Annotated in this window: 28 protein-coding genes; 12 read left to right on the top strand and 16 right to left on the bottom strand. The window is 54.7% G+C overall.

What is annotated here, in order from left to right; translation table 11 throughout:
- Nucleotides 1-142 precede the first annotated feature (142 nt).
- Together AC0LWT_RS04550 and AC0LWT_RS04545 are read left to right on the top strand one after the other, a co-directional pair.
- Nucleotides 143-814 (top strand): PilZ domain-containing protein, encoded by a 672-nt coding sequence (locus AC0LWT_RS04550; protein ID WP_474680026.1) that lies wholly within the window; start codon nt 143-145, stop codon nt 812-814.
- A gap of 12 nt (nt 815-826) precedes the next feature.
- A complete protein-coding gene (locus AC0LWT_RS04545) occupies nt 827-1,639 on the top strand; it encodes an NAD kinase (protein WP_474680025.1) in 813 nt (270 codons plus the stop codon).
- A 68-nt stretch (nt 1,640-1,707) separates the two neighbouring features.
- Here AC0LWT_RS04545 and AC0LWT_RS04540 read toward each other — a convergent pair whose 3' ends face one another.
- The 3 genes from AC0LWT_RS04540 to lipA all read right to left on the bottom strand — a co-directional run bounded on the left by AC0LWT_RS04540 (nt 1,708) and on the right by lipA (nt 5,211).
- Nucleotides 1,708-3,840, bottom strand: a complete 2,133-nt coding sequence (locus AC0LWT_RS04540) for a PAS domain S-box protein (RefSeq protein ID WP_474680024.1) — start codon at nt 3,838-3,840, stop codon at nt 1,708-1,710.
- Nucleotides 3,841-3,993: 153 nt separating this feature from the next.
- Nucleotides 3,994-4,308, bottom strand: a complete 315-nt coding sequence (locus tag AC0LWT_RS04535) for a YutD family protein (protein WP_474680023.1) — start codon at nt 4,306-4,308, stop codon at nt 3,994-3,996.
- A gap of 21 nt (nt 4,309-4,329) precedes the next feature.
- A complete protein-coding gene (gene lipA, locus AC0LWT_RS04530; protein WP_474680256.1) occupies nt 4,330-5,211 on the bottom strand; it encodes a lipoyl synthase in 882 nt (293 codons plus the stop codon).
- Nucleotides 5,212-5,411: 200 nt separating this feature from the next.
- Between lipA and larE the strand changes: the two genes are divergently transcribed.
- The 3 genes from larE to larC are packed head-to-tail and all read left to right on the top strand — an operon-like array spanning nt 5,412 to nt 8,093.
- Entirely contained in the window at nt 5,412-6,260 is an 849-nt protein-coding gene (gene larE / locus AC0LWT_RS04525) for an ATP-dependent sacrificial sulfur transferase LarE (RefSeq protein ID WP_474680022.1), read from the top strand.
- Entirely contained in the window at nt 6,257-7,039 is a 783-nt protein-coding gene (gene larB / locus AC0LWT_RS04520) for a nickel pincer cofactor biosynthesis protein LarB (RefSeq protein ID WP_474680021.1), read from the top strand. Before larE ends, larB begins: the two co-directional genes overlap by 4 nt.
- A 16-nt stretch (nt 7,040-7,055) precedes the next feature.
- Nucleotides 7,056-8,093, top strand: a complete 1,038-nt coding sequence (gene larC / locus AC0LWT_RS04515) for a nickel pincer cofactor biosynthesis protein LarC (RefSeq protein WP_474680020.1) — start codon at nt 7,056-7,058, stop codon at nt 8,091-8,093.
- Between the two features lie 58 nt (nt 8,094-8,151).
- Here the strand turns inward: larC and larC2 are convergent, their stop codons facing one another.
- On the bottom strand, nt 8,152-8,634 hold the full coding sequence (larC2, locus tag AC0LWT_RS04510) for a nickel pincer cofactor biosynthesis protein LarC2 (RefSeq protein ID WP_474680019.1): 483 nt from the start codon (nt 8,632-8,634) through the stop codon (nt 8,152-8,154).
- Between the two features lie 138 nt (nt 8,635-8,772).
- On the opposite strand from larC2, the gene AC0LWT_RS04505 reads away from it, so the two are divergent.
- Nucleotides 8,773-9,825 carry a M23 family metallopeptidase gene (locus AC0LWT_RS04505; RefSeq protein WP_474680018.1) on the top strand — a complete coding sequence of 351 codons (1,053 nt, stop codon included), beginning with the start codon at nt 8,773-8,775 and terminating at the stop codon, nt 9,823-9,825.
- A gap of 24 nt (nt 9,826-9,849) precedes the next feature.
- Here AC0LWT_RS04505 and yunB read toward each other — a convergent pair whose 3' ends face one another.
- From yunB to AC0LWT_RS04475, 6 genes are all read right to left on the bottom strand, one after another.
- Nucleotides 9,850-10,650, bottom strand: coding sequence for a sporulation protein YunB (yunB, locus tag AC0LWT_RS04500; protein ID WP_474680017.1), 801 nt, complete (start codon nt 10,648-10,650; stop codon nt 9,850-9,852).
- 89 nt (nt 10,651-10,739) lie between these two features.
- Complete coding sequence (locus tag AC0LWT_RS04495; RefSeq protein ID WP_474680016.1) at nt 10,740-12,017, bottom strand: class II aldolase/adducin family protein; 1,278 nt, start codon at nt 12,015-12,017, stop codon at nt 10,740-10,742.
- Nucleotides 12,014-12,844, bottom strand: a complete 831-nt coding sequence (locus AC0LWT_RS04490) for a formate/nitrite transporter family protein (protein WP_474680015.1) — start codon at nt 12,842-12,844, stop codon at nt 12,014-12,016. The genes AC0LWT_RS04495 and AC0LWT_RS04490 overlap by 4 nt, the downstream gene beginning before the upstream one ends.
- Nucleotides 12,845-13,478: 634 nt before the next feature.
- On the bottom strand, nt 13,479-14,585 hold the full coding sequence (locus AC0LWT_RS04485; protein WP_474680014.1) for a PAS domain-containing sensor histidine kinase: 1,107 nt from the start codon (nt 14,583-14,585) through the stop codon (nt 13,479-13,481).
- The gene (locus AC0LWT_RS04480; RefSeq protein WP_474680013.1) at nt 14,578-15,231 is read right to left on the bottom strand and encodes a response regulator transcription factor; all 654 of its coding nucleotides are present in this window, start codon (nt 15,229-15,231) and stop codon (nt 14,578-14,580) included. The genes AC0LWT_RS04485 and AC0LWT_RS04480 overlap by 8 nt, the downstream gene beginning before the upstream one ends.
- A gap of 63 nt (nt 15,232-15,294) precedes the next feature.
- Entirely contained in the window at nt 15,295-15,726 is a 432-nt protein-coding gene (locus AC0LWT_RS04475) for a GAF domain-containing protein (protein WP_474680012.1), read from the bottom strand.
- Between the two features lie 351 nt (nt 15,727-16,077).
- On the opposite strand from AC0LWT_RS04475, the gene AC0LWT_RS04470 reads away from it, so the two are divergent.
- Both AC0LWT_RS04470 and AC0LWT_RS04465 read left to right on the top strand, forming a co-directional pair.
- On the top strand, nt 16,078-16,815 hold the full coding sequence (locus AC0LWT_RS04470) for a Crp/Fnr family transcriptional regulator (RefSeq protein WP_474680255.1): 738 nt from the start codon (nt 16,078-16,080) through the stop codon (nt 16,813-16,815).
- A 408-nt stretch (nt 16,816-17,223) separates the two neighbouring features.
- The gene (locus AC0LWT_RS04465) at nt 17,224-17,502 is read left to right on the top strand and encodes a hypothetical protein (RefSeq protein ID WP_474680011.1); all 279 of its coding nucleotides are present in this window, start codon (nt 17,224-17,226) and stop codon (nt 17,500-17,502) included.
- A gap of 65 nt (nt 17,503-17,567) precedes the next feature.
- Here AC0LWT_RS04465 and AC0LWT_RS04460 read toward each other — a convergent pair whose 3' ends face one another.
- On the bottom strand, nt 17,568-18,020 hold the full coding sequence (locus tag AC0LWT_RS04460) for a hypothetical protein (RefSeq protein WP_474680010.1): 453 nt from the start codon (nt 18,018-18,020) through the stop codon (nt 17,568-17,570).
- Nucleotides 18,021-18,202: 182 nt separating this feature from the next.
- Here AC0LWT_RS04460 and AC0LWT_RS04455 point away from each other — a divergent pair, with 182 nt between their 5' ends.
- Nucleotides 18,203-19,231, top strand: coding sequence for an acyltransferase family protein (locus AC0LWT_RS04455; protein WP_474680009.1), 1,029 nt, complete (start codon nt 18,203-18,205; stop codon nt 19,229-19,231).
- Nucleotides 19,232-19,270: 39 nt separating this feature from the next.
- Here the strand turns inward: AC0LWT_RS04455 and AC0LWT_RS04450 are convergent, their stop codons facing one another.
- The 3 genes from AC0LWT_RS04450 to AC0LWT_RS04440 all read right to left on the bottom strand — a co-directional run bounded on the left by AC0LWT_RS04450 (nt 19,271) and on the right by AC0LWT_RS04440 (nt 21,083).
- Nucleotides 19,271-19,807 carry a DUF1003 domain-containing protein gene (locus tag AC0LWT_RS04450; protein ID WP_474680008.1) on the bottom strand — a complete coding sequence of 179 codons (537 nt, stop codon included), beginning with the start codon at nt 19,805-19,807 and terminating at the stop codon, nt 19,271-19,273.
- Between the two features lie 177 nt (nt 19,808-19,984).
- Nucleotides 19,985-20,521, bottom strand: coding sequence for a ribosome hibernation-promoting factor, HPF/YfiA family (hpf, locus tag AC0LWT_RS04445; RefSeq protein ID WP_474680007.1), 537 nt, complete (start codon nt 20,519-20,521; stop codon nt 19,985-19,987).
- Nucleotides 20,522-20,534: 13 nt separating this feature from the next.
- Nucleotides 20,535-21,083 carry a hemerythrin domain-containing protein gene (locus tag AC0LWT_RS04440; protein WP_474680006.1) on the bottom strand — a complete coding sequence of 183 codons (549 nt, stop codon included), beginning with the start codon at nt 21,081-21,083 and terminating at the stop codon, nt 20,535-20,537.
- Nucleotides 21,084-21,250: 167 nt separating this feature from the next.
- Between AC0LWT_RS04440 and AC0LWT_RS04435 the strand changes: the two genes are divergently transcribed.
- The 3 genes from AC0LWT_RS04435 to AC0LWT_RS04425 all read left to right on the top strand — a co-directional run bounded on the left by AC0LWT_RS04435 (nt 21,251) and on the right by AC0LWT_RS04425 (nt 23,264).
- The gene (locus tag AC0LWT_RS04435; protein WP_474680005.1) at nt 21,251-22,111 is read left to right on the top strand and encodes a polysaccharide deacetylase family protein; all 861 of its coding nucleotides are present in this window, start codon (nt 21,251-21,253) and stop codon (nt 22,109-22,111) included.
- Nucleotides 22,112-22,264: 153 nt separating this feature from the next.
- Nucleotides 22,265-22,588: a hypothetical protein gene (locus AC0LWT_RS04430; protein ID WP_474680004.1), complete on the top strand. Its 324-nt coding sequence runs from the start codon at nt 22,265-22,267 to the stop codon at nt 22,586-22,588.
- Nucleotides 22,589-23,057: 469 nt separating this feature from the next.
- Entirely contained in the window at nt 23,058-23,264 is a 207-nt protein-coding gene (locus AC0LWT_RS04425) for a hypothetical protein (protein ID WP_474680003.1), read from the top strand.
- Nucleotides 23,265-23,328: 64 nt separating this feature from the next.
- On the opposite strand, the gene pflA is transcribed toward AC0LWT_RS04425, so the two are convergent.
- Both pflA and pflB read right to left on the bottom strand, forming a co-directional pair.
- Nucleotides 23,329-24,075, bottom strand: a complete 747-nt coding sequence (gene pflA, locus AC0LWT_RS04420; protein WP_474680002.1) for a pyruvate formate-lyase-activating protein — start codon at nt 24,073-24,075, stop codon at nt 23,329-23,331.
- Between the two features lie 30 nt (nt 24,076-24,105).
- Nucleotides 24,106-26,376, bottom strand: coding sequence for a formate C-acetyltransferase (gene pflB, locus AC0LWT_RS04415; RefSeq protein ID WP_474680001.1), 2,271 nt, complete (start codon nt 26,374-26,376; stop codon nt 24,106-24,108).
- Between the last annotated feature and the right edge of the window lie 15 nt (nt 26,377-26,391).

Here is a 26,391-nt window from a genome sequence, read left to right as displayed (position 1 = left end):
GCCGCAGAGCCCTTCTCTGCAGCCGCCGGCGGCTTTCGTATTCAGCCCCTTTCCTTATTTCATTTAATTGATTATTATGAAAGTAGTTGTCACGTTATGTTCGTGCCGATGATGTATGTAAATCTGCCTGCTTGGTGATGCTATGGACTGGAATAAGCTGCTAGAATTGGGGCTCTTGAAACCGAACGCCGAATGCCGGCTCATCATCGTCGGCGAAGCGAAGGATGGACAGCCCTTTTGCTATGAGGAGAGCTTTACCGTAGAGAAAATCAGCGAATCTTCTTTTACCGTTTTATTGGAACTGCCCGGACTTTATCCATTCGAAAAACTTGAACACGTCACATTCATCGAGTTTTCCCTCCGGGACCGGAGCCTCCTGTACGCGGGTTCTGTCGATCTGATCCAACTGGACAACAAAAAAACGTGCTGCATTCTGACGCTCTCGATACCCGATGACATTCATATTCATCAGAGCCGCCGGCACAGCCGCATCAAGTTGTCCGTCAGGACGCCGATTACGCTTCAGGTCGTCGGCATACGCGGAATATCCGCCCGCAAAGGGGTCGCCTTTACCGGCCAATTGCTTGATATCAGCGCAGGCGGCCTGTCGTTCATTACGACGAACCGGCTGTTTTATCCGTTGTTTTTGGAGGTAAGCTTCTTTTTGCCCCAGCATCCGCAGCCGATCTCGGCATTTTGCGAAATTGTCCGCGTAACGAATTTTAGCCATGATTCTTACCGGGTCGCGGCCGAATTTAGAAATACATCCGAATCCATACTTGGGCAAATCGAAAGCTACTGTTTGGAATGTTAAGGAGGAAAAATTTTGAAGTACAATGTGATTGACCGGGGCGATGAAATTTCTCAGGAGTTGGCGGAACGTTTTCATTTTATTGCATCTCACCATGGAATGCCAAGAGATGAGGAAAATCCCGACATCGTCCTTTCGATCGGCGGAGACGGCACGATGCTTCAGGCGTTCCATCAATATGTCGGGAAGCTGGACAGCATTGCTTTCGTCGGCATCCATACGGGGCACCTGGGCTTTTTTGCCGATTGGAAGCCGTATGAGATGGATCATTTGGCGGCGCTTATGCTCAACACTGCAGGCCCTGACGGGCTGAGCATCGTTCAATATCCGGTGGTCGAAATCGAAATTACGACAGCGGCAGGCGTCGAAACTCACCTGGCGCTGAACGAGTTTACGCTGAGAGGCATCGAAGTTTCCCTGGTGGCCCGGCTGGACATTAACGACGAGATGTTCGAAATGTTCCGCGGAGACGGCATTTGCATCTCTTCGCCGGCCGGCAGCACGGCCTATAACAAAAGCTTGGGCGGCGCGATGGTTCACCCTTCGCTCGAAGCGATGCAAATCGCGGAGATCGCCTCCATCAACAACCGCGTGTACCGCACGCTCGGATCGCCGATTATTTTGCCCAAGCATCACCACTGCGATATTTATCCGAAGGCGAACCAGAACATGCTCTTATCCCTCGATCATCTCTATATGCAGCGCAACGACGTCATATCGATCCGCTGCCGCGTAGCCGCCGACGTCAAGGTCAAGTTCGCCCGCTTCCGCCCGTTTCCTTTTTGGAACAGGGTCCGCGAGGCGTTTATCGGCTTCGATGTCAAATAGCCGCGCTCAAAGCCCGGCAGTGCGCAAGCTGCGCCTGCCGGGCACACGGCTCAGGCGGTTCAGACGTCTCAGGCATACACTGGAAGGCTGATCCGAAATGACGTCCCTTCCTCCTGCTTGCTCTGAATCTGAATCGAGCCTCCATGCTGTTCGATGATTTTGAAGCTGACCATTAAACCGAGACCGTTGCCTTTTTCCTTCGTCGTATAAAAAGGTTCCCCCAAACGGCGGATGCTCGCCTCCGCCATGCCGCTGCCCTGATCTGTAATCTGCACGACAACGGAGCGTTCGCTCTGCAGCAGCTCAACCCGGATTTCCCCTCCGTTCGGCATCGCTTCAATCGCATTTTTGATCATATTGATGAATACTTGTTTCAACTGGTTTTCATCGCCCCTGATCCCCGAAGCCGGCAGCGGGCAAAAGTACGCAAGCTGCACCCCGTTCAAAATCGCCTGCGCCTCCAGCAGCGTTATGACCTGCTTTAGCATCGGGCCCAGATCGATCTCCCGCACGTTCATCTTTTGATCCGGCTTGGCCAGCACAAGCAGCTCGCTGACGATCAGCTCAATTCGGTTGATTTCGTCGAGCATAATGTCGAAATGTTCTTTTTTGCCCCCGGCGCCGGACTGGATAAACTGCAAAAATCCTTTCAGCGACGTAAGCGGATTGCGAATCTCATGGGCGATTCCGGCTGCCAGTTGGCCGGCGATATTCAGTTTCTCGGAAGCTTTCAACAGCTCCTGCGTATGATTCCGTTCAGTAATATCCCGCAAAATCGTATGTACAGCCGGTTCGTTCCGGTAAGTCGTCGGCAGCGATTTCACTTCCGCATGGATAACGGACCCGTCAAAACGAATGAACTTATGTTCCAACAGTTCCGGGACTCCGCCCTGCTCGACCTGCCGCAGCCTCTCAGCGATAACGTCCAGATCGTCGGGATGAATGCAGCCGGACGCCCGCTCCAGCACCTCTTCCTTGGACTTCGCCCCGAGCAGCTTGACGGTCGTAGTGTTCACATACAGCCACTTTCCCCCCGAGCTGATAATTACCGCGTCGGGCGAATGCTCAACCAGTTCCCGGTAGCGCTGCTCCTGCTCTCTCAGCTCGTCCTCCGCCAGCCTGCGGTTCGTAATATCGCGGGAAATGCCGAATACTTTTTCGATCCCGCCCTGCTCATTCCGTATCCCCTTGATCAGAGACTCGAGCCAGACGTAGCTGCCGTTCTTGTGGCGCATTCTGAACGTATACAGCATTGTATCGGAAAAACGGAAAAACTCCATTTCCTTAATACGGCGCAGGTCGTCGTCATGAACGAAATCCAGCACCGGCAGTCCGATAATCTCATCAGGCTCGTAGCCCAGCAGCGCAGGCAAAGCGGGACTTGCATAGCGGAAAGTGCCGTCAGCCGATACGTAGGCAATCAAATCCTGCGCATGCCCGGTAATGATGTCGAACAGCTCCTGGGAAAGCTTCAGCTGCTCTTCCTGGCGCTTTTGCTCCGTGATATCGCGGAATACGCAAATCGTCTCTATGGGCTCGCCATATTCGTTTTTGACGACGTTGCAGGTCACTTCGATCCAAATGAAGCTGCCGTTTTTGCGGATTAACCGAAACCGCTCCTGTGTCTGTTCGGGAAATTCCCGCATGTTCTGAAAAAATGAAACAATCTCTCCCGCATCGTCGCGGTGAATGATCGACCACGCCTCTTTGCCTTCCAGCTCTTCCGGTTCGTAGCCCAGCATCGGCTTCAGAACCGGGGATGCATACAGGAGCCGGCCATCCACGGAAATGCGGCAAATCAGATCCAGCGAGTGCTTGATTAAAAGCTCGTAAGTATCGTGGAGCCGCCCGCTTTGCTGCAAATAGACGAAAAACACAGGCCGGTCGTCTCCGGTTTGCAGAGACAAGTCGATCGTCGTACCGATCGAATGCCCTTTTTTATGTATGAACCGTTTGTGAAACCGGCAGGAGCTGCGGGCGCCCGTTTGCAGGGCATCCATGCAGGCGGTTTCAAAATCATGGTCCTCTGTCGGCGAAATGCTTTGAAACGTTAAAACGAGCAGTTCATTTTCCGTATATCCGGTAAAGCGGCAAAACGCTTCATTGACATATATCCAGCGGCCGTCAAGATCGGCGATGCCAATCCCGTCAGGGGCCTTTTGAATCACGCTTTCGATAGGCAATTGCTGCGGCATCCTCATGACTCGTACTCCTCATCATTGTGCACGATTAGGCTTCCTAATATTAACCAAAGCATAAGACGAAAGCCGCCAATAATCAATAACAAGTTAAAAAAAAGTAAACCTTGGAAGAGGTTGCCTTCACAAGGTTTACTTGAATTCGGAGCACAGCGCTCAAACTGTCGTTGCCGCCGTTCCCTGAGCCGCCTGATTTTTGACGTTGACTTTCTCGATAATAAAATAAGCGCAGCCGAAATTGCAATATTCGTTTAAATAATCCTGCAAAGAAGCGATCGAGCTTTCCTTGGTCGCTTTCGGGTGATTTTCCTTAAAAAAGCCCCGCAGCCGCAATTGATTGTAGCCCCAATCGCCGACAATATAGTCGTAGCGCTCCAGCACTTCGCTGAACCGGTCCCGGAATACCTCGAAGTTCCAGCCGTTTTTGTGGTCGGTAACAAGCTCGTATGTTTTATTCGCTATGTGGATCATGCCAGGAACGTATTCCCCTTTCTAAGATCCGGAAGCAGATTGAACCTGCTCATGGGCATGGTAGGAGCTTCTCACCAGCGGGCCTGACTCTACATGTTTGAAGCCTCGTTGCATGCCTTCTTCCTTCAGCGTGGCAAACTGCTCCGGCGTATAATATAGCTTGACTTCCAAATGCGTCGGCGAAGGCTGCAAATACTGCCCGATCGTCATAATGTCGCAACCGACGGCGCGCAGATCGTCCATCGTCTGCAGCACTTCCGCCCATTCTTCCCCGACGCCGAGCATAATGCTCGATTTGGTGGGAATGCCCGGAGCGATGCGTTTGGAGCGTTCGAGAAGCTCCAGAGAACGGCGGTATTTCGCCTTGGAACGGACCCGGTCGGACATGCGCTCTACGGTTTCAATGTTATGGTTCAAAATGTCCGGCTTCGCTTCCAGCACGGCAGCCAGCGAAGCTTCCCGGCCCAGAAAATCGGGAATGAGCACTTCGACGGAGCACAGCGGCATTTTGCGGCGTACCGCCTTGATCGTCTCGGCGAAAATCATCGCCCCGCCGTCTTCCAAATCGTCGCGGGCGACCGAGGTGACGACGCAGTGCCTTAGCCCCATTTGCAGCGCGGCATCGGCCACGCGTTCCGGTTCCTGCAGATCCAGTTCCGTCGGCAGCCCCGTCTTCACGGCGCAAAAGCGGCAAGCCCTCGTGCAAATATCCCCGAGGATCATGAACGTAGCCGTCCGGTTCGCCCAGCACTCGTGAATATTCGGGCATTTCGCCTCCTCGCAAACCGTATGCAGCGTCTTGGAACGCATCATCGATTTGATTTCCTTGAAGTTGTCTCCGGTTGTAAGTTTGATTTTGAGCCAGTCTGGTTTTCTCTCTAAAGGTTTTGTAGGCATCCGTATCCCGCCTTTGTTATATGGTTTCTCATCCTGTCCGGACGTCTGCTTGGCATACTCCCGCGTTCAGGCGCGGCTTGATCTCATTATAGCATGAAAGCTTGACAAAACAATCCACTTTGACTTCCAGTTATGATACACTATGATGGATGACCAAAACAGCCGGCCGAGCAATTTGAAACAGAGCTGTGTGGGAGGGAAGAAAGATGAGCATAACAGAAGCAACGCGCGCGAAGGACCGTCGCCTGGGGGAAATTTTGCAAGGCATGGGCCGCGTGCTGGTCGCTTTTTCGGGCGGCGTGGACAGCACGTTCGTGCTGCAGCGCGCCAAACAGGAGCTGGGCGATCAGGTACTCGCCGTCACCGCAGCGTCCGAGACGTTCCCGACACGGGAATTTGACGCAGCCGTTGAGCTTGCGGAGCAATTAGGCGTCCCACTGTACAAAACAGAGGTCAAGGAGCTGGAAAATGCGAGTTTCGTCGCCAACAATCCGGACCGCTGCTACCATTGCAAAACGGGACTGTATTCACATTTGCAGCAATTAGCCAAACAATTAGGCTATCCTTATATTTTGGACGGCTCGAACGTAGACGATCTCGGCGACTATCGTCCCGGACTTCAGGCCAAGAATGAGCAAGGAGTAAGAAGCACGCTCCAGGAAGCCGGGCTGACCAAAGACGAAATCAGGCAGCTTTCCAAAGAGCTTGGGCTTCCGACCTGGAACAAGCCTTCGTTCGCCTGCCTCTCCTCGCGGATTCCTTACGGAACGCGCATCGAGAAGTGGAAGATCGATCAGCTCGACGAAGGCGAGCATTTCCTGATACAGCTTGGCCTTTATCAGGTGCGCGTCAGACACCATGACAAGATCGCCCGCATCGAAGTCATGCCCGACGAAATTCATAAAGTGCTCGAGCACCGCGACGCCATTTACGAGAAATTCAGCAAGCTGGGCTTCGCCTATGTGACGCTGGATCTCCAGGGCTACCGCACGGGAAGCATGAACGAAGTGCTTTCCAAGGAAACGAAAGAAAAGGTGAAAGAAGCGTCCCTATGATGGATTTGGAAAAAATATTAAAGCTGGTCCAGACGGGCGATCTGGACGTAGAAGAAGCCAAGCGGCAAATCATCAAGGACGGAACCGGTTCCGCTGGCGGAACCGGCACCCTGGACCTTGGATTTGCCCAGCTTGACATCGAGCGCGAGAAGCGGACAGGCTTCCCCGAAGTGATCTTCGGGGAAGGCAAGACCGCCGAGCAGCTCGAGGCGATTTTCCGGCGGCTCACGGAGCACACCGACCGCGTGCTCGCCACGCGGGTCGATGCGGCCAAAGCCGCCCATGTCGTCGCTGCCGTGGAAGGCGTCAGCTACCACGAAACCGCACGGGCGCTGACTTGGTTCAAGCGCCCGATGCTCAAGGTCCACGACGGCTACATCGCCGTCGTGTGCGCAGGCACCTCCGACCTCCCCGTAGCGGAGGAGGCCGCTCTTACGGCGGAATGCCTGGGCAGCCACGTCGAACGGGTGTTCGACGTCGGCGTCGCCGGCATTCACCGGCTGTTCCGCCGGCTGGATCTCATTCGCGGTGCCAACGCGATTGTCGTCGTCGCCGGCATGGAGGGCGCGCTCGCCAGCGTCGTCGGCGGGCTCGTCGCGAAGCCGATCGTCGCGGTGCCGACGAGCATCGGCTACGGCGCGCATCTCGGCGGCGTCGCGCCGCTGTTGTCGATGCTGAACGCCTGCTCGCCGGGCATCTCCGTCGTCAACATCGACAACGGCTTCGGAGCCGGGTACTACGCCGGCCTCATCAACAAAAACATGTCAAAAAAATCATAAGGCAGGAGAGCCTATTATGCGAATATTGTATTTGGACTGCTTCTCCGGCATCAGCGGCGATATGACGCTGGGCGCTTTGGTCGATGCGGGAGCGGATCGCGCTTACATCGAGGAAGAGCTGACCAAGATCAAGCTCGAGCCTTACACGCTGGAATGGAAGCGCGTCGTCAAGCGCGGCATTTCGGCGATGAAGCTCGACGTCATCCTCGACCCGCAGCATCCGCCGAAGCATCACCGCCATTATTCGGAAATCGCGCACGTCATTCGGCATGCCGGCTTCAATGAGCGGGTGACCGCTCTCGCCTTGGCGATCTTCGAAAAAATCGGCATTGCCGAAGCGAAAATACACGGAATTCCGGTCGAAAAAGTACATTTTCACGAAGTCGGAGCCATTGACTCCATCGTCGACATCGTCGGCGTCGCGCTGGCCATCGACTCGCTGCAGATCGAGCGCATTTATGCGTCCCCGGTGCCGCTCGGCTCGGGCACGATTCATATCGACCACGGCATCTACCCCGTGCCGGCCCCGGCTACGCTGGAGATGATGCGCGGCCTGCCCATCGCCTCGACGACGTACAGCCTGGAGCTGACGACGCCTACAGGCGCGGGCATCATTTCGGGCATCGTGGACGAGTTCTCCAAGAGCTTCCCGCCGATGATCGTAGATTCCATCGGGTACGGGGCGGGCACCCGCGATTTGCCGAAACAGCCGAACGTGCTGCGGGTCGTCGTCGGCAAAGCCGATCCTTTTATCGGCAAGTGGCAGATCACGCACGAGCATCTCGCTCATGAGCACGGCCATGCGCATACGCATGAGGATCATCATCACCATCATCATGAGCATGGACATTCTCACCATGAGCACCATGAGCACGGTCACAGTCACGATCACGGACATGGGCATCATGAGCACGATCATGGGCATGACCATCATGACCACCATGACCACCATGACCATCATACTCACGGGCACGACCACAGCCATCCGCACGTTCCGGCTCCCGGTGAGCTGCACAAGCACAGGCATACCGGAACTTGCAGCGAAAGACATTAACGATGGGCCGCCTGCTCCGCTGCGCGTGACCCTAATAGCAAACGCCTCTTCCCGCACGTCAGGAGGAGGCGTTTATATGTTCGGCCATAAACTGTTTTCTCGCTTCGTCGTACACGCGTTTCAAGGGCACGTTATGCCGCTTGGCGATCTGCTCGCATTCCTTGAACTCCGGCGCATACTGCACCAGCTTGCCTTGATGGTAGCCGACCTTGACGGTCAACGGCCCCCATGCGGTCTGTACATGTCGGAATTCTCTGGCCAGACGATGGCAGGAAGCGTGCATGTAGCGAATGCCCAGCGTCGTCGTTTCACTGAAAATAACCTCCTCGACAGCCTCCAGCACGCCCGCATCGACAAGCACGTTCAGCATGACGCCGGGCCTGCCTTTTTTCATAATAATCGGAATGACATACACGTCATTGGCCCCGGTATCGAACAGCTTGTCCATAATATAAGAAACCCACTCGGGATTCATATCGTCCAGATTGGCTTGAATCAGCAGCATGCCGTCGTCCACATGCTCTTCCCTGTGATTGAACATACCCTCTCTCACCTCTTACCCGCATCATAGCAAAAAACGGCACCTTTGGAAACTCGGTACGAAACTGTTCACCGTTCGTGATAAAAATTCCATGATTGGCGCATGCTAGGAACTGACATTCCAGGAAGGATGGTAGAGATGAAAAGCAGACATGTTTGGCCGCGGGCTCTCGTTCTCAGCTGCCTCCTCATCGTAACCGAACCGGGCATGCAGGCGGATAAATTGCAGGCGCAAAGCGTTCAAACCGCACAGTCGGCGGCCCCCGTTTCTTCAAAAGACATGAAAAAAATCGCGGCGGACCGCAAAGAATTATTCGAAAAAACAAGTCTTGTCACGGGCATCCCATGGACTTACTTGGCCGCCGTCGACCAATATGAGCGGAGTTTGAATATCGCCCGCAAAAGGCCTGCGCGCCAAGGGCTGTTAAACATTTATTTTGCCGAAGCCGAATGGAGCGGTTTGCTGAACCCTGATCAGCAGGATACGAATCCGCATTCGATCGCGCTGTTTCACGGCTATGGCCGGGACGGCTCCGGCGACGGCGCGGCCGACCGCAATAACGATATGGATGTGCTCGCTTCGATGACGGCCATCATCAGCAAGGACGGGACCCGCGAAGACGATATGCAGATCAATTTGTGGAATTATTATCAAAATACTTTGAGCGTGCAGCGAATCAAGCAGTTTGCCCGGATTTACAGCACTTTTGGCACGCTTGATTTGAACGAGCACGCGTTCCCGCTTCCTTTGCAGGCCGATTATTCGTATCGCAGCACTTGGGGAGCAAGCCGGGGCTGGGGCGGCGACCGGATTCATGAAGGCACCGACCTGTTTGCCAGACACGGCGTCCAGGTACGCAGCACATGCTATGGCATTATCGAGGAAAAAGGCTGGAATCCTTACGGCGGCTGGCGGATCGGAATCCGCGATGTGGATAACATTTACCATTATTACGCGCATCTGTCCGCTTTCCAAAAAGGGCTCAAAGAGGGCGATATCGTCAAGCCCGGGCAGCCGATCGGATGGGTCGGCAGCTCCGGCTACGGCAAACCCGGCACATCGGGCAAGTTTCCGCCTCACCTGCATTTCGGCCTTTACCGCGATAACGGCTTGAACGAGTGGAGCTTCGACCCGTATCCGTACTTGCGCAAATGGGAGCGGGAAGAGAGCGCCCGCTTGCAAAGCAAGTAAAACGGCAGTCCGGGCTGATCGTCCTTAGTGGGACGAGGGCTCGGACTGCTCCTCTTTTTTGTCGGCGGACGCCGGTACATCGGCCTTCGGGACGGCTGCGCCCGACTGCGGCTGGACGGGGAGCGACAAATTCGGAGGAACGGCATCTTTGCTGCTGCCAACCGGGTTGCCTTTGTTGTCAAAATAGTAGGTCGGCACATCGCCGACGACCAGCGAGTAGGAAATCGGAATTTCCGTTTCGACGATTTCCGAATCCGAGTCGAACGGAATAATGACGGACACCTCGGCAATGATCCGCACATACACCTCGAACAGCACCATGTTGATGCCTGCGTTTTGCGAGCGCGTGTTCAAATCCACCTTCACGCTGCCGACAGGCAGCAGGCGGATCGGAACGTCCGGACCGAAAGACGCCAGGACGGCGCTGTTCATCGCCATCCCGAGCGGGATGTGCTCCGAAACGGAGCGAAGATTTTTCAGCTCGCTCTGCACGGTGTTGACCGTCTCTGAAGTAATCCGCATATGTTCGGCGTAATTCAGCATAAACCCGGTAATTTTCCCGTTTTTATCCGTTTTCCAATCCATCAGCTGCTCGGCGTTCACCTTCCTTGCAACGTTTTCCGCGATTGCGCTGTTGATCGATTCCGTCGCGATTTGCTTGATGCGCACCTTGGCCAAATTCATCAGCGGAGGACGCAAATTGCGCTCCACGAACGCGAACGATTGAACGGCAAACAAGACAAAGATGAGAAGCCCGATGAGCAGCACCTTTTTGCGGCTTACTTTGCCCGTCGGCCTGCTTCTCCACCGCCGTCTTCGCAGCATCCGATTCCCCCCTTAGCCTGCTTGTCATTACTACCACTTTATGCGGCGGCAGGCCAAAAAAGAAGGAAATCGCCGCTGCCGGGCAGCGCCTACAGCCGGAAGGCTTCCTCAATCTCCCTGATTTTTCCGGAATCGATCGGGATGATAGATCCCAGACATTCGGTGGCGATGACGGCTTTGGCGCTGTACTCCGCCACTTCGAGCCGGTCGAAGGCGTGCAGCAGGCTGTGCCCGGTGGCGATGACGCAATCGTTCTCCGCTATGACGACCGGAACCTCCTTCGTGAACATTGCGGCAGTCTCCCGGGGAGATAGGAACGTCGCGCCGAACGGCAGTTTGGGCAGCCCCCTGAGCAAAATATAGCTCTCGGGAATCGTTCTCGAATCCAGTTTCGCATCCGTGACGGCAAACGCCATAATATGGGGCGGATGGGCCATAATGATCGATTCGATATGCGGCTGCATTTCATATATATACTGGTGCAGCAGCACGGAACGGCTCGGGACTTTGCCGGCCTCCTTGCGCCCGTCTTCGATTTTGACGAGGTCTTCGGCTTCCAGGTATTTGCGGTCCCGGTTGTACGGCGTAATGACGAACGAACGCTCGTCGATCCGCTGGGAGAATGTTCCCTGGGTGCTGGTGAACAGTTTCTGATCGTAGGCGCGCTGGATGAACTTGCACATGTCGCGGCGGATTTCTTTTTCTTTTGTCGTGCAGCGGCCGGGAACGAAGTCCGGGATGGACGCGGCAGGTTTCGTCCCGAGCTGCTCCGGAGCCAAAGTTTGCAGCGTTCCGATCCGCCGCGCGTTAATTTCCAGTCTGGCGCAGTAATCAAGCGTCTCAAAAGCCATGAACGCCTCGAACAGCGTCCGTCCGCCGACGACAACGCCGTGATTTTCAAGCATTACGGTGTTTATCCCCTGCTCGAAAACAGCCGCAATGTTTTCCCCCAGCCGTTCGCTGCCGGGCAGGCCGTAGGCCGCCATCCCTACTTTGCCGCAAATCAGATGATCGCTCGGCAGCACGTAAAGATTCGGAATTTTTCGCACGATGCTGAATGCGACGAGCGCAGGCGGGTGAGCGTGAACGACCGCCCTGAGATCGTTTCTTTTGCGGTAAATAAGCTTGTGGAACGGGTACTCGCTCGAAGGCTTATGGTGTCCGACTACGGTTCCGTCGGGCTTTACGCATACAATGTCGCGGCGGCTCAGCTCACCCTTGTCAATGCCGGCAGGCGTAATCCACATATCGCCGTTATCGTCGAGAATGGAAATGTTTCCTCCCGAGGTCGTCGTCATCCCGTACCCGTAAATTCGTTCCATCATCATCAAAATTTGATCGGCCGGATGCAGCAGTTCGTCCTTCATGCTTCCTTCCTCCCCGGTTCGCTAATTGTCGTAAAATCGGCGGCGGCGCTGCCGCCTGTTGTTTCCTTTCGGTAAGCCAGTCCGTATATTCCCGCTACAAACAAAGCTCCGCCGATCAGGTTGCCCAAAAAAACGGGCGCAAAATTGCTCGCATAAGCGCTCCAGTTCGACTGCCCGGCGAAGATCGCGGCTGGGATCACAAACATGTTCGCCACCACATGCTGAAACCCGATCGCCACAAACGCCATCGTCGGAAACCAGATGCCGCCTATTTTACCCGCGCCGTCCTCGGCGCCGTAGGACAGCCAAACCGCAAGGGCGACGAGCCAATTGCAGCCGATCCCCGACAGCAGTGCGGCCACAAACGGCTCTTCCGTTTTGACATGCGCCAATTGGGCCAGCTTTTGGACAAAAACCCCCTGTTCGGTCAATCCCGCCAAATGCCCGAACGCGTAGGCGACGAACAGCGCTCCGGCAAAGTTCGCCACCGTAATGACGGCCACATTCCAGGCCGCGCTCCTCAAGCTTATCCGCTTGGCCAGGTAAGCGGCGGGTACCGCCATCATGTTGCCCGTCAGCAGCTCGCCGCCGCCAAGCAAGGTAAGAATCAGCCCGAGAGGAAACAGCGCGGCCCCCATTAATCCGCCGACCCCGCTCCACAAAGGCGGAAACGCGGCACTTACCCTGATGTAAAGCAAAAAGCCGAGCGAAATGTAGGCTCCTCCCAAAAAACCGAGCGAGAGCTGGCGTCCCAGGCTCATATGCGCCTTCTTTTCGCCGGCGGCTGCAGCATATTCCCAAATGGTCTCAGGCTTCGCAAACCCCATACCGCACGCACCTCCAACGAAGCTTTCTCGACCTCAGTATAGAAAAAAAGCGCGCCATAGTATGTGAAAATTATCACAATCATAGACAAGAAAAAAGGATACGGACTCCCGCCGCTGCCACGGGAATCCCGTACTTAAGGACGGTCGTTACCGAAACTATGAGCTGACAGAAAAATCGGCTTCCAGAACTATTCCTATTTCTCAAGCTGCCCAAAAACCCCCGCGTCAGAGGTGAGCGCCACAATCTGCCTGACTGCGCGAAAAAAAACTGCAAAAATACATGATTTTGCGTCCTTGATCGCTGGCTACGAAAAATTGCTGCAAAAGTGCAGGCTTATCGCCAAACACATGGACTCAGATTCACTTTCAGCGAAAATTTCTGCACTTTTGCAGGCTTTTCGCCAAAATAAACGAATTTATCAGGAAAAACCTGCACTTTCGCAGGTTTTCTCCCTATCAAGCTGCTTCCTGCCCAGCTTCGCAGTTCCACGACCTGCGCCAGGACAGGCTCGCACCCGGAAAAAGCGGCTGTCCCCCTAGGTTAGGGTCCCCTCTGGTTCCCCTAGTCCTAACAAAGTGTCTCCTGAGACAGCTTCATAAGCGCCGCTTCTCACTCCGGGACATGTACCCTTGCTTACCTTTTGGGCACAATCAGCGTAATCGCCGTCCCGTTCCCTGCGGCCGAGCTGATTGTCAGCTGTCCGCCGATGCTTTTGGCCCTTTCTTCCATGCTGAACAAGCCGACTCCTTTGGAGCCGCGGTTGCGGATAAAGCCTTTGCCCTCGTCCACAATGCGCGCTTCCACATAAGCGTCGTGGTCGCGGACCTCGACCTGCGCTTCGGACACGTCCGCATATTTGGCGATATTCGTGAGCGCTTCCTGGATCACGCGGTAAATCGCGGTTTCCTCCAGCGCGCCCAGCCGCTTGCGCAAGTTGCTCGTTAATTGGACGCGGATGCCATAATGCTCCGTGTAATTGTCGATGTAGGTTCTGAGCGCGGGAAGCACGCCAAGATCGTCCAAAACGGACGGGCGCAGCTCCCAGGCCAAATCGCGGACCTCCTCGATAATATTGGAGACGGTTTGGCGGATTTTGCCCAGCTCGGGGTTCGCGTCTTCACCGATCAGCCGGTCCATTTGGATCAGCAGAGAGAAGAGGCTTTGACCCACGCCGTCGTGCAGTTCGCGGGAAAATCTCCGTCGCTCCTCCTCCTGAATCTGCATCACCTGCGTCATCATCAGCTGGAGCTCTTCCTCCGCTTTCTTTTGCCGGGTCATTTCGCTGCGAATCGCCAAATACCGGTAGGGCTTGCCCTCCCGATCGAGAAACGGCACAATCGTCGTATTCACCCAATAATACGATCCATCCTTGGCCTTGTTTTTTATGTCTCCGCGCCATATTTGGCCCGAGGAAATCGTTTTCCACAGATCGGCCATAAATTCCTTGCCGTGATACCCGGAATTGATGATCCGGTGATCCCGCCCCAGCAGCTCGGAACGCGAAAATTTGGAAATCTCGCAAAACTTCTCGTTCACATACTGAATGCTTCCTTTATGGTCGGTTATGGCAACGATGGAGGACTCGTCAAGGGCGAATTTCACATCGGCCAACTGCTCTAGCGACTGTCTGACCTCCTCCTGAAAAGAAGGATCGGCGATTTGTTCGTCCAACCGGGCCAAAATATCCGGCACATTTTCCCCTATAGCCGTCTGCCGCTGCTCATTTCGCTCGTTATTCAAAGTTCAACAGCCCTTTCTTCAAAGCGAATTTCACCAGCTCCGGCCTCGTTTTCAGGCCCAGCTTTTCCATGACATTGCTCTTGTGGGTTTCCACCGTCTTCACGCTGATGATAAGCTGCTCGGCAATTTCCTTGTTGGAATAGCCTTTGGCAATCAAAGCCAGCACCTCTCTCTCGCGTTCCGAAAGGGACTCGTACGTGCCGCCGTTCTCGCCGTGCTTGAGTTTGTCGATATACTCGCTCATCAGCCTTTTCGTAGCGGTCGGGTACAAATAAGCGTTGCCTTCCGAAACCGAACGTATCGCGTTCAGCAGCTCTTCGTGCGGGGCGCTTTTGAGAATATAGCCCGATGCGCCGGCATGAATGGCCCGGAATAAATATTCGTCATCGTCATGCATGGTCAAAATCAGCACGGCGACTTGCGGCATCAATTTTTTCAGCTCGGCTGTCGCGGTCAGCCCGTCTTTGCCGTGCGGCATGTTCAAATCCATCAGGATAACGTCCGGCTGCAGGCGCTGCGCGGCCCGGATGCCTTCATCCCCGTCCGCCGCTTCGCCGATCACTTCCATTTGATGCTTGCCGTCCAGCAGCATCATAAGACCCGATCTCACAACAGCGTGATCGTCAACGACCAAAATTTTCGGCATGTCCGTCCTCCTCCCGAGTCTTCTCTACTATTGTAGCAGAAAATGGAGCTCCCATCAGGGAATTCACTGATTCGTTTCGCCCATCATGCTGTGCAGCATGCTGCTGACCTCATTCAGTTCTTCCTCCCGGTACCCTGGCGGCGTGCGCTTCCCGATATAGAGCAAGCCCGTCAGCACAGCGCTGTGCTTGACCGGAATCGCCGCAGCGGTATGCAAATGCTCGGCCAACATGACCGGGCAATGCTGCCTTAACCGGTCCGCATCCGAATGCGTATCGTCAAGGCTGATCATTCTTTCCAGCTTGACGGCCGTTCCGGCCAGGCCGTATCCTTTTTTGATCCGCATATGCTGTATGCGGTCGTTCCGGCTGCCCAGTGCATATTTCCAACGGATGGACTTCAGCTGTCCCGTTACGGGAGCCCACGCGATAAAATCGCTTGAAGTCAGGCTGCGCAAGCGCTCTAACACATGCAGGATGCTTGCCTCTGCTGTCATGACGGACCACCTCCCATTTTTTCATGCTCAACCGGGCACAATGTTTTACTCTTAATTGTAGCCGTTTGCAGAGAACTTGTATGTCAGGGAAAACCCCGAAATCGTTCTCAGGGATTTTCCCGGCGCTTGCGGCCGTTCCTCCGCCTCAGAGCAGTTTCAAAGCGTGATGCTGTGATGTTTCTCACAAACTTTTAGGGGGATTTTTCCGAAAAGATCAGCGTAACCCCCGATAATCAAAAACGGTCTGCTGCGCTATGATAAATGTAAGCGAAACATAATCGAGGAGGCGGCGAAATGATGACGAATTGCACGGAAAAGCAAGTGACGGGCGGATGCAAAAAAGCGGGAACGATGACATGTGGGGGAACGGGAGCAGGGGTCGGAACCGAAAGCCGGGCCGGTAAAGGGATAGCGCAATTTTTTTCGGAGGAAAACTTCGAGAGGCTGCAAAGCATCATGTATACGAGACACGCCAATAAAGGGGACTATTTGTTCTGGGAGGGTGAAACCGCGGATAAGCTTTATTTTGTGAAAAAAGGCGGCGTGCGCATTACGAAGCTGTCGGACACGGGCAAAAGCTTCATTCTGTATTTGCATCAAGCCGGCGATCTGTTCGGCCAGATGGACCCGTTCCGCGATTCGATGCACAGCTTCAGCGCAGAGGTTACGGAAAACAGCGAGATCGGCATGATCCAGCGCAAAGATCTGGAAGTTGTGCTGTGGCAGCACGGGGATTTGGCCGTCGAGTTCATGAAATGGATGGGGCTCATGCACCGGATGACCGAAACGAAGTTTCGCGATTTGCTGATGTACGGCAAGCCCGGCGCCCTTTGCTCGCTGCTCATCCGGCTCAGCAATTCCTACGGCGTGCCGCAAGGGGAACATACGCGGATCGACTACAGAATCAACAATACGGAGCTGGCTGATATGATCGGAGCGACCCGGGAAAGCGTTAACCGGATGCTCAGCGATATGCGAAAAGAAGAAGCCGTCGAGTTTCAGAACGGCCTCATCGTCATCAAAGATTTGGCCTACCTGCAGGATATATGCCACTGCGAGAACTGCCCGGCGGAAATTTGCCGGATGTAGCGCAGCCGCTCTCGCCGGCTTGCCCGGCGTAGGGGCGTCTTCCGGCGCGGTCGACCGGCCGCCGTCATGCAGCGGAACACCGCGCGCGGGGAGCTGCGCGCAGTGCGAAAAGATATGGGCGCGAAGCCATATCTGGCGTGCTGCCGCGGAAGACGGCTCAATCGCCGTCATGCAGCGCAACACCGCGCGCGGGGTGCTGCGCGCAGGGCGAAAAGATATGGGCGCGAAGCCATATCTGGCGTGCTGCCGCGGAAGACGGCGCAATCGCCGTCATGCAGCGCAATACCGCGCGCGGGGTGCTGCGCGCAGGGCGAAAAGATATGGGCGCGAAGCCATATCTGGCGTGCTGCCGCGGAAGACGGCGCGGCTTTTCGTTGAGCGGCTGGGCCGAGTGCAGAGCATACCACAATGCTGACCGCAACGCCGTTTGCAGCGAAAAAGCCTGCAAAAGTGCAGGCTTTTTCGCTGCAAGCGGCTTGTTTTGGGGAAATTCCTGCAATTGTGCAGGAATTTTTAATTTTGAGGGGCTTGAGCCCACCCATCGGCGAAAAAAAACTGTACTTTTGCAGGAATATTTCGCTGCAAGCGAATCAACGAGCAAAAGGCTGCACTTTTGCAGGCTTTTCGCTCATCGCCAACTGGATGCGTCCAGTTCCAGCTAGTAGTTCGTACAGGACGACAGATTAGTCTGCGTTATGGTCCGCAGGTTCCCAGCACTAACGAACTGGTCCAGCAGTTCCGGCAGGCGGTGTTCAATGCCGTTCTTCGAGGTAGCCCTGGAACAGCTCCTCTTCCGAAACCAGATGATCCGCCAAAACCGAGCAAGCCACGCTCAGAAGGGAAGCCGCCTCGGTCAGCTGTTTAATATCGGATGTGCAGCAGTTGTCCGCTGCGTGAATAAATGATTTGACAAACCGTTCCGCCAGTTTATGGTCTTCTTCCAAAACCCATTTGGTCGTCGCCAATGCCGGACCTGTTTCCCGGGATACGCAGCCCTCCCAAACTTCGTGCTCCTTAAGCTGGCGCAAAATAACCGCCATCTCCGCCCGGATTTCTTCCAGCAGCATCCTGCAGCGCTCGGTGCCGAGCTGGCTGACCATCAGATCCGCTTTATCCTGAACGGCATCCACTTCTTTTTTCAACGCTTCGTGCTCGGCGATGAACTGTTGAAGCTGCGGCATCGGAGCACTCATATCGATAACCATGGTAAAACCTCCTTCAATGCGTCGCGTCAAGTTACACCTCCATCATACCGTTTCCGCTGTCTGATGCTCTGTGAAGCAAGTCACACCGGATTTGACTATCTCGTGACTTTTATCATAGCTGCATTTCGGCTGCGGATTTAGTCTAGTTTTGGAAGACATCTATGCTGACGGAGGGAACTAATATGGATAACGCAGGCAAAGAAGCGTCGGACACTTTTATGCTGAACGCCAAATTTTTGCTGATCCTGCTCGTTGTAATCGCCAACTGCCTCGAACCGCTTATTGATCAAAATAGAGCAGTAAATACGCTGTATTTGTCGATTTACACTTTTCATATACCGATGTTCGTGTTTGCGATGGGCTATTTTGCAAAAGGCTTTCGGTTCGACGGCAGCGGCTTAAAAAGCCTGAGGACGATTTTTCACCAGTATCTTGTATTCCAAAGCATTTACTCGTTGATGGATGTGCTCGTGTTTCACGCTCCCGGCATCCGGTACTCGTTTTTTATTCCGTACTCGCTGCTGTGGTTTTTGTTCAGCCATCTTTGCTGGCGTCTGCTGCTGCGGGTTTTCGTTTCGTTCAAACACCCGCTGGCGGCGGCCTTTGCGATCGGGATATTGGCGGGTTATTTGCCTTTTTCGGGCGCTATTCTCAGCTTTTCGAGAACTTTGGTTTTCTTCCCGTTCTTTCTGGCCGGCTATTACTTCCGCTTTGACGGGGAGTGGCCGGCGAAAATCCGCGCCCTCCGAGGGCCGGGCATTGTTGCGGCTGGAGCGATCGCCATCGCCCTGTATGCCGTTCCGCTTGATCCCAAATGGCTCTACAGCAGCTTTACGTACAGCCAATTAAATGCGGCAGGCTGGGCCGCCGGCGCTTATCGCCTGGGCATTTACGCGCTCCAGATCGCAGCTTCCGTCTGCTTTCTAAGTTTTGTGCCGCGGATGCGGAGCATCCTCACTTCCTGGGGCCCGCACACGGGGTACGTGTTTCTTTTGCAGGGGCTCGCGATCAAAACAGCGATCGCCACCGGCATCTATGCCTACGTCAGCGGACCGCTGCACGTTGCGCTTGTGCTGCTCGCAGCGGGCGTCCTGACCTGGATGCTGTCCCAGGCATGGGTGAGACGGCTCAGCCGCCCGCTGATCGAGCCGGATTTGGACCGGCTGAACCGGGCCATTTTCCACCACTATTCCGTCAGGAAAAAGACATGAAAAAAAGACCGTTCCACAAGAACGGTCGAATTGCTCAATTCAGCAGCCGCTTTCTTCGCTTGCCGGCCTGTTTTTCAGCAGCTCTTTGATTTCCGCCAGCTCATTTCTGACTTCAGCTCTAAACTCGGCAAAATCCGCCTCAAGCCTATGCAAATGCCCTTGCATGTCGTCAATTTCCATCTCCGCCTTGTAGTTGATGGCAAAATCAATGACGGCTTCCCGCTTGTCCCTTGCGGCTTGCCTGTTTTGGCTCATCATAATGATCGGCGCCTGAAATCCTGCGAGAAAAGACAGGACCAAATTTAATAAAATAAACGGAAATTCGTCGAAATGAATCGCTTTAGTGAAGGAAAGGGAATTGACGATAATCCATAACACCAATACTGCAAAAAATACGTTGATAAATTTCCAGCTTCCGCCGAATTCAGCAATGTTGTCCGCCAGCTTATCGGACCATTTGGTTGACTTTATATACTCATCATTCAAACTTTTATGAATGTGCGTCTCAAAATCATCCACCAAACGGTTTAAACGCGCGCTGTAATCTTTTATATCCTTTGCCTGTTCTGTCTCCAACTTCGCTCCTCCTTTGCGGCAAGCCGTACATGGAATCAATTATAAAGCTTATTCCGCTCTTTTAGAAGAAGTACGTCTCCCTTTTGAAACAATTGGAAAACAAAACAGGCCATCCCCTGAAGCGGCTTGTTCAACCGCCTAGGGAATAGCCTTTAATATGGAATGCCGTGCTCTATGTCAGGTTGTCGTAATCAGTCCATAGGACCCGTCATTGCGTCTGTACACAAGCTCCGTTTTGTTGGAGTCGCGGTTGAAGAAGAGGTGGAAATTATGATCCAGCAGGTTCATCTGCAAAATAGCTTCCTCGATATCGACCGGCTTGACGGTAACGGTCTTCACCCGGGCAACTTCAAACGGCTCTTTCTCCGGCTCCTGCGCCCCCGATACGACAGCCAGGTCTTTCAATCCCCCCTGATGGCGAACGCGGTATCTCAGCTTCTCTCTGAGCTTGCGGATTTTCCGCTCCAGTTTGTCAGCAACCAGATCGAGGGAAGCGTACATATCTTCGCGCCGTTCTTCCGCTCTCAGCGTCAAGCCATGGCAGGCGACAGTCACCTCGACTACATGCTGCAGCTTATGCCCTTGTACGGACAGCGCTGCATGCAGCTCGCACGTTTCATCGAACCAGGAGCCCAGAGGGCCCAGCTTCCGCTCGGCGTATTCGTATAAAGCCGGAGTCACCTGCAAGTTTTTTCCGTGGACGATCAGTTTCATCGCTCTCATCCTCCTATGAGAAAAAGTAGTCTAAATCCGTGAAAACTTCTTCCGTCAAAGGCAGTACAAGCTGTTCTTCCATCGTCAAATGGTCGTTTAAAATAAGGCACGCCTGCAGCAAATGGGAGGCCGCCTCCACCGCTTGATCTTTTCTTGTGTTTTTGCGGGCGAGCAGTTGGCCTACCGACTCGTGAAACGACTGAAAAAACGAATCGGCAAGCTCATGGTCCCTTTCCAATACCCAAAAGGAAGGCATTATGGTAGGAACGGGATCGCGCCTCATGTACTCGATAAGAAAGGCAAAAAACTCCTTATCCTCCCATTCGGCGTGCCGCTTCAGTTCCGTCATAAATCCGGCCGTGCTTTGCTTCAATTTTGAAAGTATATCAAGACGTTGCTCCGCGTTATCCATCAGGCCGATCTCTTTGGCATGCGTTTCCAAAATTTTGATCTTGGCCCGCAAACGATGATGCTCATCTTTCCAGCGCTCCACGGCAAAGCTCAGTTTATTCGGATTCGTTGAGGCCATTCCCAGTTTGTAGCCGGTAGACTTAAGCGTCATATGCGATCCCTCCATGATCATGCAGTTGGTTCCTAATTTCATAGTAAACCGGCTCGCCCGTTTCCGCTGTGCGATTCCTCACATCAGAAAAAAAAACTGGATGCTGCGGGATCGTTATTTTTGTATTATAGTGGAAGTTATTACGGAATGTCAGGAGGAGGAATCATATGGCCAATTTGGATTCATTGCAAACGGAACGATATCTCATTTTGCACGCGGACGATTTTGGAATGTGTCATTCAACCAACCGGGCGGTGCTGCATTTGCTGGAACAGCGGGCGATTTCCTCTGCGACGCTCATGGTACCCTGCCCATGGGCATTGGAAGCGGCTCGCGCCGCTGCAAGCAGACCCGCTCTCGACGTAGGCATTCACTTGACATTGACAAGCGAATGGCCCTCGTACAAATGGGGACCCGTATCGCGCAGCGGTAACGTAGACACGCTCGTTGACGATTACGGGCATTTTCCGGCTGATCCCACTTACGTCATACATGCGGACCTGGAACAAATCAGGGAAGAGCTCGTCGCTCAAATCGAGACGGCCATTCGCTTAGGCGTGGATCCTACCCATCTGGACACTCATATGGGAACGCTGCATTACCATTTGGACCTGTATTTGGAGCTGGCCGAAAAGTATGACTTGCCGTTCCGTTTTATGGCTGGTCCTCCCCGTTTTGAGGTGCCGGCTGCCAATGTGGCAAGCGTCGCGCAAAAAGCGAAAGAGAAAGGAATTGTCCATCCGAACGAAGTGCTCATGCTGCCTTTTTACTACCCGGAAAAAGTGGGCTACGAAACCGTCAAGAAGACGGCCGTCGATCTGATCAAAAGCATCAGGCCCGGCGTGACGGAGCTGCTGTTCCACCCTTCCCTCGATACGGATGAGCTGAAAGCGATAACAGATACGTGGGCATACCGGCGTTTTGAATACGACGTGTTCCTCGACCCGGATGTACAGGAGACGATACGAAAAGAGGGAATCCGCATCATCGGCTGGCGCGAACTGCGCGATTTGCAGAGGAAGAGATAAGCAGACTGCGCCTCTTGGATATGGGGAGCGATCAAAGCGGCAATCCTTTGGACTTTCTCAACAGCCGGGAAACCTCTCGTCTCCCACGGTTTCTCCGACGGATAATTCCTGCACAAACGCAGGCTTCTCCCAAATGGACCGCTTTTTGAGAAAATGCAGCAGATTACGTTTGAGGTGACAGAGGAAGAGGGGCTGGCTGCGCGGGCACAAGCGTGGGTACAGCCTCAAAAAGCCTCAAAAAACCGCCCCATTTTTTGGATTATTGGAGGGGCCGCTCTTTCCCAACGCGGCACCTCCTTCCGCGCAGGCTGCGGTGCTACACAGAAGGTGCGCGAAGCGGCTTGGGCTTTGGCCGGCTTGGCCGAGAGAAAACCTGCAAAAGTGCAGGTTTTTTCTGCGTTAGTGGTTCATTTTGGCGAAAAACCTGCAAAAGTGCAGGGATTTTCGATGAAAATGACCCTGAGCCCCTGTTTGTGACGAAAAGCCTGCACAATTGCAGGAATTTTCTCGTGGCGGCGTAGCAACGAGCAAAAAGATGTATTTTTGCAGGTTTTCTTCGCGCAGTCAGGCAGATTGCGGCGATCGGCGAGAGGTGTAGGTTTTTGCGAGGGGGTAGGGGTTGCGGGGTTCTGTGGCTTCTGTGGCTTCTGTGGGGGTTACGGGATCTATAGGGGCTGCGGGGGGTTGCGGGCTTCCGAGCCGCTTCGCCAGCGGCGGCTGCCATGGTACATTTGCCGGCAACTGCACGCGATACCCGGGTGCGCGCGTTGTAGTGCTGCCGCATAACGGCGGTCACCCCCCTTCGCTCTTCAGGCTTGTGGGCTTCATCGACACAAGCCTTTTTGGCACGGCACAAAAAATTTCTCTTCACTTGTGAAAATAATCACATACTTATTCGGACGTGCAAGGTATAGTTAAAGTAGAAACCGGACAAGGAGTGATTCATATGAAAACGACACAACCCGATGCCTATGAAATGCTGCGCGACGAATTTTGCTGTGAGTGCGGAGCCGTATTGGCTGAAAAAGCGGGAGGCATTCAAAGAAACCGTCAGCCTGCCGCCGGAGCCGGAAATGATGCCGCGCCGGAGCAGACGGACGGCCATCTGGACTACCTGCACCGCATCGGGCTTCAGGAGGAATACTTGCTGTGACGCTGAAGCTTTATAAAAAATAAGCAGCCCACCGAAACGTTAACGAATCGGCGGCTGCTTATTTTTATTGTTGGGCTGTATGAGACTGCTGCATGCTGATTCCAAGCTCAATAATTGACCTTGCTCTGGCAATTTCCCGGTCGGTGGGCGGCTGAACATGCTCCAGCGGGTATGCCTTGCCCATCTGCTGCCACTTGTAGACGCCCATGCGGTGATAGGGCAGCAGCTCCAGCTTTTCCACGCCCCGCAGCGAGCCGATGAACGCCCCAAGCTCAAGCAGGTCCTGGTAATCGTCCGTCCAGCCGGGGACGAGCACGTGACGGATCCACATCGGTTTATTCATCTCGCTCAGATGATAGGCGAACCGCTTGATCCGGTCGTTAGGCTGCGCGGTCAGCGAAATATGTTTGTCAGGATGAATTTGCTTCAAATCGAGCAGCACCAGATCCGTTGCCGCAAGCAGTTCCTCTGCGTGTCCCGGCTCGCAAAAGCCGTTGCTGTCCAGAACGGTGTGCAGCCCCCACTGCCGCTTGATCTCGGCAAACAATCGGGCGAGGAAGGGAGCCTGCAAAGTAGGCTCCCCGCCCGTCACCGTAATGCCTCCGCCCGAACGCCGGTAATATTCCAAATACGGCTCAATTTCCTGCATGATTTCCTCTACGTCCATCTGTCTGCCTGCATGCATATCCCAGGAATCGGGATTGTGACAGTATTTGCACTGCAGCGCGCAGCCCTGCATGAACAGAACAAAGCGGATGCCTGGCCCGTCAACGGTGCCAAAGGTGTCGAAGGAATGGATGCGTCCTTTCATCGGCTCTGCGCTCCTCTCTTGGTCTAAAATTTACATCGTGCCGTGGAACGTGCGGTGAATGACGTCGAGCTGCTGCTCGCGGGTCAGCTTAATGAAGTTGACCGCATACCCGGATACGCGAATGGTCAGCTGCGGATACTGCTCCGGATGCTCCATGGCGTCCAGCAGCTGCGCCCGGTCGAACACGTTGACGTTCAGATGATGCCCTCCGCTGGCCATGTAGCCATCCATCATGGCAACGAGATTGGCGATCCGCGCTTCGTCTTCGCGGCCGAGCGCCTTCGGCACGATCGAGAAGGTGTTCGAGATGCCGTCCAGGCAGTGCTCGTAAGGAATTTTCGCCACGGAAGCGAGCGAGGCCAGCGCGCCTTTGCGGTCGCGTCCGTGCATCGGATTGGCGCCCGGCGCGAACGGTTCGCCGGCTTTGCGGCCGTCCGGCGTGCTGCCGGTTTTTTTGCCGTAGACGACGTTCGACGTAATCGTCAGCACGGACATCGTCGGCAGAGCGTCGCGGTACGCCTTATGTTTGCGCAGCTTGTTCATGAACGTTTCGGCAAGCTGCACGGCGATCTCGTCGACCCGCGGGTCGTTATTGCCGTACTGCGGATATTCGCCTTCGATCTCGAAATCGACGGCAATGCCGCGCTCGTTGCGGATCGGCCGCACCCGCGCATATTTGATCGCGCTGAGCGAGTCCGCGACGACGGACAATCCCGCGATGCCGCAAGCCATCGTGCGCAAAATTTCGCGGTCGTGCAGCGCCATTTCCAGCCGTTCGTAGCAATATTTATCGTGCATGTAGTGGATGACGTTGAGCGTGTTCATGTACAGCTTGGCCAGCCATTCCATCACCTGGTCGAATTTGGGCGCGACTTCCTCATAGCTCAGCACATCGGACAGGACAGGCGCCGCCTGCGGTCCGACCTGAATGCCCAGCTTCTCGTCCACGCCGCCGTTGATCGCATACAGCAGCGCTTTAGCCAGATTGGCGCGCGCTCCGAAAAACTGCATCTGCTTGCCGATACGCATCGCTGATACGCAGCAGGCGATCCCGTAGTCATCACCATAGTAAGGACGCATCAGATCGTCGTTCTCGTACTGGATCGAGCTGGTCTCCGCCGATACTTTGGCGCAGTAAGCTTTGAAACCTTCCGGCAGCTGCGTCGACCACAGTACGGTCAAGTTCGGCTCAGGCGCCGGTCCCAGATTGTACAGAGTATGCAGGAAGCGGAAGGAGTTTTTCGTCACTCGCGTCCTTCCGTCCAGCCCCATCCCGCCGATCGATTCCGTTACCCAAGTCGGGTCTCCGCTGAACAGCTCGTTGTAATCCGGGGTGCGGAGAAACTTCACGATGCGCAGTTTCATGACGAAATGGTCGATCAGTTCCTGCGCCTGCTCTTCCGTCAGCACGCCTTCCTGCAAATCGCGCTCGATATAAATATCGAGGAAGCTGGATACGCGGCCAAGGCTCATCGCCGCGCCGTTCTGCTCCTTGATGGCGGCCAGATAGGCGAAGTACAGCCACTGCACGGCTTCCGCCGCGCTGGCGGCAGGCCGTGAAATGTCGAAGCCGTAGGACTTCGCCATCTGCTTCAGCTCGCCGAGGCTGCGAATTTGCTCGGACAGCTCTTCGCGCAGCCGGATGACATCCTCGGTGATCGCATCGACCTCGAGCTGCACCAGATCGGCGCGCTTCGCTTCGATCAGGCGGTCAACGCCGTACAGCGCGACGCGCCGGTAGTCCCCGATGATCCGCCCGCGGCCGTACGCATCAGGCAGACCTGTGATGATGCCCGCCTTGCGGGCGGTTTTCATCTCGGTCGTGTAGGCGTCGAACACGCCCTGGTTGTGCGTTTTGCGGATGTCCGTGAAGAGGCGGACAAGCTCCTCGGGCAGCTTGAAGCCGTAAGCTTCGCAGGCGTCGACGACCATGCGGATTCCGCCGAACGGCTGCACGGAACGCTTGAACGGCGCATCGGTCTGAACGCCGACGATTTTTTCTTTATCCTTCGCGATGTAACCCGGCGCATGGGAAGTGATCGTGGATACGGTGTTCACATCCACATCCAGGACGCCGCCGTTTTCCCGCTCACGGCGCGTCAGCTCGCTGACGATGCGCCACAGCTCGGTTGTCGCTTCGGTCGGGCCCGCCAGGAAGGAACCCGATCCCAGATACGGAGCCACGTTCTTATCGATAAAATCCTTGACGTCGACTGCTTTTTCCCACTTGCCGCCTTTAAACCCTTTCCAGGAGCCGGCTTTGCCGGCCTGGATCGCGATGTCTTTTTCCTCAATCGCCATGTTTGTGACCTCCTA

The organism is Paenibacillus sp. sgz302164, assembly GCF_056120505.1.
This window is presented reverse-complemented; position numbering and strand designations above follow the sequence as displayed.

Coding starts and splice junctions, on each gene's coding strand:
- hpf (WP_474680007.1), bottom strand. CDS start 20,521: ATGAAACTGATCGTCCACGGAAAAAACTTGCAGGTGACTCCGGCTTTA.
- larB (WP_474680021.1), top strand. CDS start 6,257: ATGATGGATTTGGAAAAAATATTAAAGCTGGTCCAGACGGGCGATCTG.
- AC0LWT_RS04430 (WP_474680004.1), top strand. CDS start 22,265: ATGCAGCAGATTACGTTTGAGGTGACAGAGGAAGAGGGGCTGGCTGCG.
- AC0LWT_RS04495 (WP_474680016.1), bottom strand. CDS start 12,017: ATGAAGGACGAACTGCTGCATCCGGCCGATCAAATTTTGATGATGATG.
- AC0LWT_RS04455 (WP_474680009.1), top strand. CDS start 18,203: ATGGATAACGCAGGCAAAGAAGCGTCGGACACTTTTATGCTGAACGCC.
- AC0LWT_RS04425 (WP_474680003.1), top strand. CDS start 23,058: ATGAAAACGACACAACCCGATGCCTATGAAATGCTGCGCGACGAATTT.
- larC2 (WP_474680019.1), bottom strand. CDS start 8,634: ATGTTCAATCACAGGGAAGAGCATGTGGACGACGGCATGCTGCTGATT.
- yunB (WP_474680017.1), bottom strand. CDS start 10,650: ATGCTGCGAAGACGGCGGTGGAGAAGCAGGCCGACGGGCAAAGTAAGC.
- larE (WP_474680022.1), top strand. CDS start 5,412: ATGAGCATAACAGAAGCAACGCGCGCGAAGGACCGTCGCCTGGGGGAA.
- AC0LWT_RS04435 (WP_474680005.1), top strand. CDS start 21,251: ATGGCCAATTTGGATTCATTGCAAACGGAACGATATCTCATTTTGCAC.
- AC0LWT_RS04440 (WP_474680006.1), bottom strand. CDS start 21,083: ATGACGCTTAAGTCTACCGGCTACAAACTGGGAATGGCCTCAACGAAT.
- larC (WP_474680020.1), top strand. CDS start 7,056: ATGCGAATATTGTATTTGGACTGCTTCTCCGGCATCAGCGGCGATATG.
- AC0LWT_RS04550 (WP_474680026.1), top strand. CDS start 143: ATGGACTGGAATAAGCTGCTAGAATTGGGGCTCTTGAAACCGAACGCC.
- AC0LWT_RS04505 (WP_474680018.1), top strand. CDS start 8,773: ATGAAAAGCAGACATGTTTGGCCGCGGGCTCTCGTTCTCAGCTGCCTC.
- AC0LWT_RS04540 (WP_474680024.1), bottom strand. CDS start 3,840: ATGAGGATGCCGCAGCAATTGCCTATCGAAAGCGTGATTCAAAAGGCC.
- pflB (WP_474680001.1), bottom strand. CDS start 26,376: ATGGCGATTGAGGAAAAAGACATCGCGATCCAGGCCGGCAAAGCCGGC.
- AC0LWT_RS04475 (WP_474680012.1), bottom strand. CDS start 15,726: ATGACAGCAGAGGCAAGCATCCTGCATGTGTTAGAGCGCTTGCGCAGC.
- AC0LWT_RS04535 (WP_474680023.1), bottom strand. CDS start 4,308: ATGATCCACATAGCGAATAAAACATACGAGCTTGTTACCGACCACAAA.
- AC0LWT_RS04490 (WP_474680015.1), bottom strand. CDS start 12,844: ATGGGGTTTGCGAAGCCTGAGACCATTTGGGAATATGCTGCAGCCGCC.
- AC0LWT_RS04470 (WP_474680255.1), top strand. CDS start 16,078: ATGACATGTGGGGGAACGGGAGCAGGGGTCGGAACCGAAAGCCGGGCC.
- AC0LWT_RS04480 (WP_474680013.1), bottom strand. CDS start 15,231: ATGCCGAAAATTTTGGTCGTTGACGATCACGCTGTTGTGAGATCGGGT.
- AC0LWT_RS04460 (WP_474680010.1), bottom strand. CDS start 18,020: ATGGTTATCGATATGAGTGCTCCGATGCCGCAGCTTCAACAGTTCATC.
- AC0LWT_RS04465 (WP_474680011.1), top strand. CDS start 17,224: ATGCTGACCGCAACGCCGTTTGCAGCGAAAAAGCCTGCAAAAGTGCAG.
- pflA (WP_474680002.1), bottom strand. CDS start 24,075: ATGAAAGGACGCATCCATTCCTTCGACACCTTTGGCACCGTTGACGGG.